Source organism: Limnohabitans sp., from assembly GCF_038134685.1.
Taxonomy (GTDB): domain Bacteria; phylum Pseudomonadota; class Gammaproteobacteria; order Burkholderiales; family Burkholderiaceae_C; genus Limnohabitans_A.
On sequence record NZ_JAYPVP010000010.1, the window covers coordinates 71,966 to 79,077 of the forward strand.

A 7,112-nucleotide genomic window follows, 5' to 3' on the forward strand; every position below is an offset into this window, starting at 1 on the left:
GTGTCCAATGAACGTCTTGTGGGCGGTGTTGTTGCTGGTGTGCTCGAACGTTTTCATGACGTTTGCCTGGTATGGACACCTGAAAAGTCTGTCGGCAGCTCCGCTGTGGACGGCCATTGTGGTCAGCTGGGGAATCGCTTTTTTTGAGTATCTTCTGCAAGTGCCAGCCAATCGCATAGGTTTTCAGACCCTGAGTTTGGGGCAGCTCAAGGTCATGCAGGAGGTCATCACACTTCTGGTCTTTGTCCCATTCAGTGTTTATTTCATGCAGCAACCGCTCAAGCTGGACTACGTTTGGGCTGGGCTGTGTCTGGTCGGCGCGGTGTATTTCGTGTTTCGCGCTTGAGGGCGTAACGTCCCATGTCCAGACCCTCGGTGTTGATGGCGGGTTGTACGCCCATGATCTGATCGGCGAGTACCTGTGCACTGCCGCAAGCCATGGTCCAACCCAGCGTGCCGTGGCCAGTATTGAGGTACAGATTGCTCAAGGGTGTCGCGCCAACCAAAGGCGTGCCATCGGGTGTCATGGGTCGCAGGCCGGTCCAGAACTCTGCCTGGCTCAGGTCGCCGCCCGCGAACAATTCGCGGGTCACTTTTTCCAGGGTCTGGCGGCGTCTGGGGTTCAGGCGCAAATCAAAGCCGCCAAGCTCGGCCATGCCGCCCACACGAATGCGGTCGCCAAGACGGGTGACAGCGATCTTGTAGGTTTCATCCAGCACGGTGGACTGGGGCGCCAGCGCGTCATTGGTGATGGGTAGCGTGAGCGAATAGCCTTTGACCGGATAGACAGGAATGTCCAAGCCCAGAGGTAGGAGCAAATCGCGTGAATAGCTGCCCGCGGCCAACACATAGCGGTCCGCATGCAGCGTCGTTTGATCAGCGAGGGTGATGCCTTGCAGGCGCTGACCATCGTGCTGCAGATGGCTCACGCTTTGGCCATAAAGAAACTTGACGCCCAGCTCAGTGGCCTTGGTTGCCAGTTGCAACGTGAATTGGTGGCAGTCCCCCGTTTCATCGTTGGGTAGGCGCAGGCCACCGCAGAAACTGGCGCTGGCGTGGGCCAGGCCGGGCTCGGTGCGAATCACGCCAGCACGGTCGAGCAATTCAAAGGGCACGCCGCAGGCTTGCAGCACTTCCACATCGCGTTGTGCAGCGTCCAATTGGGCCTGGGTGCGGAACAGTTGCAGGGTGCCTGCGCTGCGCTCGTCGTAGTGCAAGCCCACCTCTGCGCGCCAGTTGCGCAGGCAGTCGCGGCTGTACTCGGACAGGCGCATCATGCGTTCCTTGTTGAGGGCGTAGCGTGGTGCCGAGCAGTTGGCCAGCATTTGTGCCATCCAGCGCATCTGGAAGCAGGAGCCGTCCAGGCGGATGGCGAGCGGCGCATGGCGCTGGAACAGCCATTTCATGGCTTTTAAAGGAATGCCGGGGGCGGCCCAAGGCGTGGAGTAGCCTGGCGAGACTTGTCCTGCGTTGGCATAGCTCGTTTCCAGTGCCGCACCAGGTTGACGTTCAATCACGGTGACCTCTGCGCCCTGGCGTGCCAACGCCCAAGCTGTGGTGGTGCCAATCACGCCTGCGCCGAGAACAACAACTTTCATGAACAATTCCTCAATGAATCAATGTTTTGTGATGTTATGGATTAATCGCAGAAATAAATCTTGAAAAATTTGCTCATCAAAGCAAAAATAACTGTTTTGGACTCTTGATGTGCAAGGCGGCAACAAATGTTTGAACTGGACACCATAGACCGCAGAATTCTGGACGTTTTGCAGCGCCAAGGACGTATCACCATGACCGAGTTGGGCGAGCAAGTGGGCTTGTCCACATCGCCGTGTTCAGAGCGGGTCAAGCGCCTGGAGCGTCAGGGGTTGATCAGTGGCTACCACGCCCACGTGAACCCGCAAGGCCTGGGGCGTGCGTTGCTGGTGTTCATCGAGATCACGCTCTCGCAAAAGTCGCCGCAGATTTTTGAGGCCGTGCGCAAAGAGGTCGGGGCGATGCCCGAGGTGTTGGAGTGCCATCTGGTTTCAGGCAGTTTTGACTACCTGCTCAAAGCTCGCTTGCGGGCGATGACCGAATACCGCGACTTGCTGGGCAAAATCCTGAAAAAAATCCCTGTGCCTGCGCAATCCAACAGCTATGTGGTGATGGAAGAGATCAAGGAAACCCTGGTCCTGCCGCTGGACCGTTAACGTTTGGGTTTCAGGTGATCAACAACGCCCTGAAGTCGTTGACATTGGTGTGTGTCGGACCGGTAAACACCAAGTCGCCCAAAGGCTCGAAGAAACCATACGCATCGTGACGAGCCTGGTAGCTGGACAGCTTCATGCCCAGGCTTGCGGCGCGTTGCAAAGTGTCTGGCGAGACACGGGCCCCGGCGTTGTCTTGCACACCGTCAATGCCGTCGGTGTCGGCGGCAAGCGCCCATACCCCAGACTGTCCCTGCAGACCTTCGGCCAGTCCCATACAGAACTCGCCTGCACGGCCTCCGCGCCCCTTGGCGGCGCCTGCTGGCAAAGGCTTGACCGTCACGGTTGTTTCCCCGCCGCTGAGTAAAACGCAAGGTCGCTGGAAGGGGCCTTTACCCTGTGCAATGGCGCGGGCGAGGGCGGCGTGCACTTTGCCCACGTCGCGCGATTCGCCTTCGATCTCGTCACTCAGAATGTAGGCGGGCAGGCCTGCTTGCTCGGCGAGCTCCGCTGCCGCTTGCAGGGACTGCATGGGCGTGGCGATCATGTGCAGCTGTTGAGTCGCAAACACGGGTGCGCTGGGTTTGGGTGTTTCCAGCTGCCCCTCATTCAGTGCCTTCAAAACAGGTGTCGGCAGCTCAATGCGATAGCGTTCCAGAATGGCCAGTGCGTCTGCACACGTGCTGGGGTCCGCCACAGTAGGACCGCTGGCGATCACGCTGGGGTCATCGCCCGGCACATCGCTGATCATCAGCGTGACCACTTGCGCCGGGGCGCAGGCGGCGGCCAGGCGACCGCCTTTGATGCGCGACAGGTGCTTGCGCACGCAATTCATTTCCACAATGTTTGCGCCGCTGCCGAGCAATTGCTGGTTGATGCGTTGTTTGTCCTGCAGGATGAGCCCTTCTGCGGGCAGCGTCAGCAGGGCAGAGCCACCGCCAGAAATCAGGCACAGCACCAGATCGTCAGGCGTCAGGTCTTGTGTCAGCTCCAGCATGCGCTGGGCAGCTTGCAAGCCTGCAGCATCGGGCACGGGGTGCGCGGCTTCCACGATGTCAATGCGTTGTGCCAAACCCGCAGGCCGCTGTGGCGTGTGGTCATAGCGCGTGACCACCAGGCCAGACAAGGGGGCATCGGCTGGCCACAAAGCCTCGACCGCATGCACCATGGCACCAGCGGCTTTACCCGCGCCCAGTACCAGTGTTCTGCCTTTGGGAACAGGCGGTAAGAAAGCCGCCGTGTTGTGAGCAGGCAAAGCGCGGCGCACAGCTGCATCGTAGAGCTTGCGCAAAAAGTCTTGGGGGTGGTTTGCCTCTGTGCTCATGCAAGGTGCCCGAGTCAAAAAGCTAATTATTGACTCAACCAGCCTTTGATGCGTTCGGACATTTTTTCGGCAGAAATGCCATAGCGGTCATGTAACGTTGGCAAAGCTCCGGCATCCAGAAATGCATCTGGCAGGGCCAGCATACGGAACTTGGTGGGGGCGGCGCCTTCGCGCAGCAGCAGGCTGGCCACGGCCTCACCCAGACCACCGACGACAGAGTGGTTCTCGGCAACGACGACCAGACGACCTGGCTTACGCACTTCGGCCAGGATGGTGGCTTCGTCCAGAGGCTTGATGGTCGGGCAGTGCAGCACAGCTACATTCACGTTGTCGGTTTCGAGCTGCTTGGCCACTTCGAGCGTGCGCATGGTCATGAAGCCGCTGGAGATGACCAGCACATCGCTGCCTTCGCGCAGCATCTTGGCTTTGCCGAGTTCAAACTTGTAGTTGTATTCGTCCAGCACCAGCGGCACGTTGCCGCGCAGCAGGCGCATGTAGACCGGGCCCTGGTGAGCGGCAATTTGCGGTACGGCCTGCTCGATGTCGAGCGCATCGCAAGGGTCCACCACCGTCAGGCCAGGGATGGCGCGCATCATCGCCAGGTCTTCGGTGGCCTGGTGGCTAGGGCCGTAGCCCGTGGTCAGGCCGGGCAGTGCGCAGCAGATTTTGACGTTGAGGTTTTCCTCGGCGATTACCTGGTGGATGAAGTCGTAGGCGCGTCGTGTGCCGAACACGGCGTAAGTCGTGGCAAATGGCACCAGGCCGGTCTTGGCCATACCGCCCGCAGCGCCCATGAGTAATTGCTCGGCCATACCCATCTGGAAAAAGCGCTCCGGATAAGCCTGCGCGAAAAGATGCAGGTCGGTGTATTTGGCAAGATCCGCAGTCATGCCTACCACTTTTGGGTGCTCAGCCGCGTAGGCCACCAGGGCTTTTCCGAATGGGGCGGCTTGTACGCGCTGGCCTTCGGATGCGATCGAGGCAATCATGGCCGATGTGGTCAGCCGGGGTTTTTTGTCAGTCACAGCATTCATTTTCATCAGGCCTCAGGGTTGGGTCGCGTCCAGAATGTCGAGCGCTTGTTGCCACTCTGGCGGGTCGACACGGATGAAGTGGTTTTTCTCTCGTGTTTCCAAGAAAGGCACGCCTTTGCCCATCAGCGTGTCGCACAGGATCACGCGGGGTTTGGCATCAGTCAGTGCACGTGCGGCATCGAAAGCCCGCAGCACGGCGGGCATGTGATTGCCATCGACGCGTTGCACATGCCAGCCAAATGCCGCCCATTTGTCGGCCAGTGGCTCAAAGCCCAACACCTTGCTGGATGGGCCGTCGGCCTGCTGGTTGTTGATGTCCACCATGCAGATCAGATTGCCCAGCCCGTGGTGGGCCGCAGACATGGCCGCTTCCCATACCGAGCCTTCATCGAGCTCACCATCGGACATGGAGTTGTAAACAAAAGCGGGACTGTTTTGATGACGCAGACCCAACGCAATACCTACGGCAATGGGCAGCCCTTGACCGAGAGATCCACCTGAAATTTCCATACCAGGCGTATACGTGGCCATGCCGCTCATGGGCAAGCGACTGTCATCGCTGCCATAGGTTTCCAGCTCAGATTCGGGGATGATTCCCGCCTCGATCATGGCCGCGTAGTGTGCAATGGCGTAGTGGCCATGCGACAGCAGGAAGCGATCGCGGTCTGCCCAGTCAGGATCGTTGGGGTGGAAATTCATCGCATGACCATAGGCCACAGCCAGCACATCTGCGTAGCCCAAAGCCTGGCCGACATAGCCTTGGCCCTGCACTTCGCCCATGCGCAATGCGTAGCGGCGGATGCGCCAGGCACAGCGTGCCAATTCGGCAAGTTTGGCTTGCGGGTGGGACATGGAAACTCCTTAAAAGCGAAGAGGGGGTGTTATTTAAGAATGACAGCCGGCACGTACGAGACCAGCATCAGCACCCCAAAGGCCACAATGTAGAAAGGCGTCATGGCGCGGACTGTTTGCCCGACTTTCACCTTGGCTAACGAGCTGGTGATGAACAATGTGGTGCCAACAGGCGGGGTGTACAGACCAATGGCCAGGTTGACGACCATCATGATGCCCAGCTGGACAGGATCCATGCCCACGCTTTGCGCCAGCGGCAAAAACACAGGGGTCAGTAGGAGGACGGCAGCTGGCAGGTCAATGAACATGCCCACAAAAAGCATCATCAAATTCATCAACAAGATGATGAGCCAGCCCGTATCGATGTTCGCCGTTACCCAAGCCGTGATGTGCTGCGGCAACTGATCAAAGGTCAGTAGCCAGCCAATCGTGGAGGAGGCCATGATTACCAGCAAGACCACACCTGTTGCCACACCTGCTTCCACGATGGCATGGTGCAAGCGTTTGAAGGACAGATCGCGGTACATGACAGCCGAGACCAGACCGGCGTACAGAGTCGACAGCACGGCAACTTCTGTGGGCGTGGCAATACCAAAGCGCAGGAACACCACGATGAAGACTGGCAGCACCAGAGCAGGAGAAGCTAGCAGCAGGTTGCGTCGCAGGGCGGCACGGTCCGCAGCGGCTGTTTCGCGGGGCAGGTTGTCTCGCTTGCCCACATACCAACAGGCTGCCATGAAACCACCGCACAACAGGAGGCCCGGTAGGATGCCTGCATAAAACAATGCTGCAATCGAGGTGTTCGAGCTCAGCGCATACAGAATCAGCGGGATCGAGGGCGGAATGATGATGTCAATGGTTGCTGCTGAAGCCAGTGATGCGGCCGAGAACGCCATGGGGTAGCCCAAGCGACGGTGCCAGGGCATGAGCAAAGAGCCGATGGCCGAGGCGTCGGCAACTGCAGAGCCGGAAACGCCACCAAACAAAGTAGAAGACAGCACACTTACTTGGGCCGGACCGCCATGCCAGCGCCCCACCAGGGTCGATAGCATGCCCACCAAGGCTTCGCCTAACCGTCCACCCATCATGAGGGCTCCGGTTAGCATGAAAAACGGGATCGCAATCAGAGGAAAGCTTTGTACTTGCGAGACCATTTGCTGTACCAGCAGGTCCAGTGGAATACGGTCAGAGGTGGCTGCTGCGCCCAATGCGGCCAGCAGCAAAGCGTGTGCAATCGGCACTGCTGCCACGGCAGCACCCAGAAAAATCAGCAAAATCAAAAAGCTCATGGTCTACATCCTGTGGGTGCGGGGTCAGCCTTGCGCAGTAGATGCGCCCGAGGAAGTGTCTGCTGCAGCTGGAAAACTGACAGTGCCTTGCCACACGCGCCAGGCCGATTGAAGTGCCAGTAGTGAGAGCATGAGCATGCCGCCTAGCATGCACCCATAGGTCACTGAGCCAGGCACCTGCAAGATCGGGGAGCGTTCGTCAGCCACGATGTCCAGCATGCCGTAGGTAGACCAGGACAGCATGGCGTACATGACGGCCACCACGCTCCAGCAGGTCACGCCCATCAGACGGCGCACAGAGGGAGCCACCGATTCCACCAAGAAAGTAGTAGCAATGTGGCTGCCGTGCAGGGTCGCCAAAACAATGCCGGCCATCACAAGCCAAGGAAACAGCAACTCGGGCAACTCGTTAGCCCATTGCAAG

General features: G+C 58.9%; 8 protein-coding genes. 2 read left to right on the forward strand and 6 right to left on the reverse strand.

Annotation, left to right across the window (positions count from 1 at the left end; all coding sequences use genetic code 11):
- The first annotated feature begins 7 nt into the window (after nucleotides 1-7).
- A complete protein-coding gene (locus tag AAFM15_RS06245; RefSeq protein ID WP_341685846.1) occupies nucleotides 8-346 on the forward strand; it encodes a DMT family protein in 339 nt (112 codons plus the stop codon).
- Here AAFM15_RS06245 and AAFM15_RS06250 read toward each other — a convergent pair.
- The gene (locus tag AAFM15_RS06250; protein WP_341685847.1) at nucleotides 279-1,598 is read right to left on the reverse strand and encodes a D-amino acid dehydrogenase; all 1,320 of its coding nucleotides are present in this window, start codon (nucleotides 1,596-1,598) and stop codon (nucleotides 279-281) included. The genes AAFM15_RS06245 and AAFM15_RS06250 overlap by 68 nt on opposite strands.
- A 126-nt stretch (nucleotides 1,599-1,724) precedes the next feature.
- Here AAFM15_RS06250 and AAFM15_RS06255 point away from each other — a divergent pair, with 126 nt between their 5' ends.
- On the forward strand, nucleotides 1,725-2,192 hold the full coding sequence (locus AAFM15_RS06255) for a winged helix-turn-helix transcriptional regulator (RefSeq protein ID WP_341685848.1): 468 nt from the start codon (nucleotides 1,725-1,727) through the stop codon (nucleotides 2,190-2,192).
- Between the two features lie 10 nt (nucleotides 2,193-2,202).
- Here the strand turns inward: AAFM15_RS06255 and AAFM15_RS06260 are convergent, their stop codons facing one another.
- The 5 genes from AAFM15_RS06260 to AAFM15_RS06280 form a co-directional block, all read right to left on the reverse strand.
- The gene (locus AAFM15_RS06260; RefSeq protein WP_341685849.1) at nucleotides 2,203-3,513 is read right to left on the reverse strand and encodes a glycerate kinase; all 1,311 of its coding nucleotides are present in this window, start codon (nucleotides 3,511-3,513) and stop codon (nucleotides 2,203-2,205) included.
- A 26-nt stretch (nucleotides 3,514-3,539) separates the two neighbouring features.
- Nucleotides 3,540-4,547, reverse strand: coding sequence for a transketolase family protein (locus tag AAFM15_RS06265; RefSeq protein ID WP_341685860.1), 1,008 nt, complete (start codon nucleotides 4,545-4,547; stop codon nucleotides 3,540-3,542).
- A gap of 12 nt (nucleotides 4,548-4,559) precedes the next feature.
- On the reverse strand, nucleotides 4,560-5,399 hold the full coding sequence (locus AAFM15_RS06270; protein WP_341685850.1) for a transketolase: 840 nt from the start codon (nucleotides 5,397-5,399) through the stop codon (nucleotides 4,560-4,562).
- Between the two features lie 29 nt (nucleotides 5,400-5,428).
- Nucleotides 5,429-6,688 carry a TRAP transporter large permease gene (locus AAFM15_RS06275; RefSeq protein WP_341685851.1) on the reverse strand — a complete coding sequence of 420 codons (1,260 nt, stop codon included), beginning with the start codon at nucleotides 6,686-6,688 and terminating at the stop codon, nucleotides 5,429-5,431.
- 24 nt (nucleotides 6,689-6,712) lie between these two features.
- Nucleotides 6,713-7,112, reverse strand: a 400-nt coding sequence (locus AAFM15_RS06280) for a TRAP transporter small permease (protein ID WP_341685852.1), incomplete at its 5' end; no start/stop codon positions are given.

Bases quoted from the DNA above. Each gene is read 5' to 3' on its own strand.
- AAFM15_RS06245 (WP_341685846.1), top strand. From the start codon at position 8: ATGAACGTCTTGTGGGCGGTGTTGTTGCTGGTGTGCTCGAACGTTTTC.
- AAFM15_RS06250 (WP_341685847.1), bottom strand. From the start codon at position 1,598: ATGAAAGTTGTTGTTCTCGGCGCAGGCGTGATTGGCACCACCACAGCT.
- AAFM15_RS06255 (WP_341685848.1), top strand. From the start codon at position 1,725: ATGTTTGAACTGGACACCATAGACCGCAGAATTCTGGACGTTTTGCAG.
- AAFM15_RS06260 (WP_341685849.1), bottom strand. From the start codon at position 3,513: ATGAGCACAGAGGCAAACCACCCCCAAGACTTTTTGCGCAAGCTCTAC.
- AAFM15_RS06265 (WP_341685860.1), bottom strand. From the start codon at position 4,547: ATGAATGCTGTGACTGACAAAAAACCCCGGCTGACCACATCGGCCATG.
- AAFM15_RS06270 (WP_341685850.1), bottom strand. From the start codon at position 5,399: ATGTCCCACCCGCAAGCCAAACTTGCCGAATTGGCACGCTGTGCCTGG.
- AAFM15_RS06275 (WP_341685851.1), bottom strand. From the start codon at position 6,688: ATGAGCTTTTTGATTTTGCTGATTTTTCTGGGTGCTGCCGTGGCAGCA.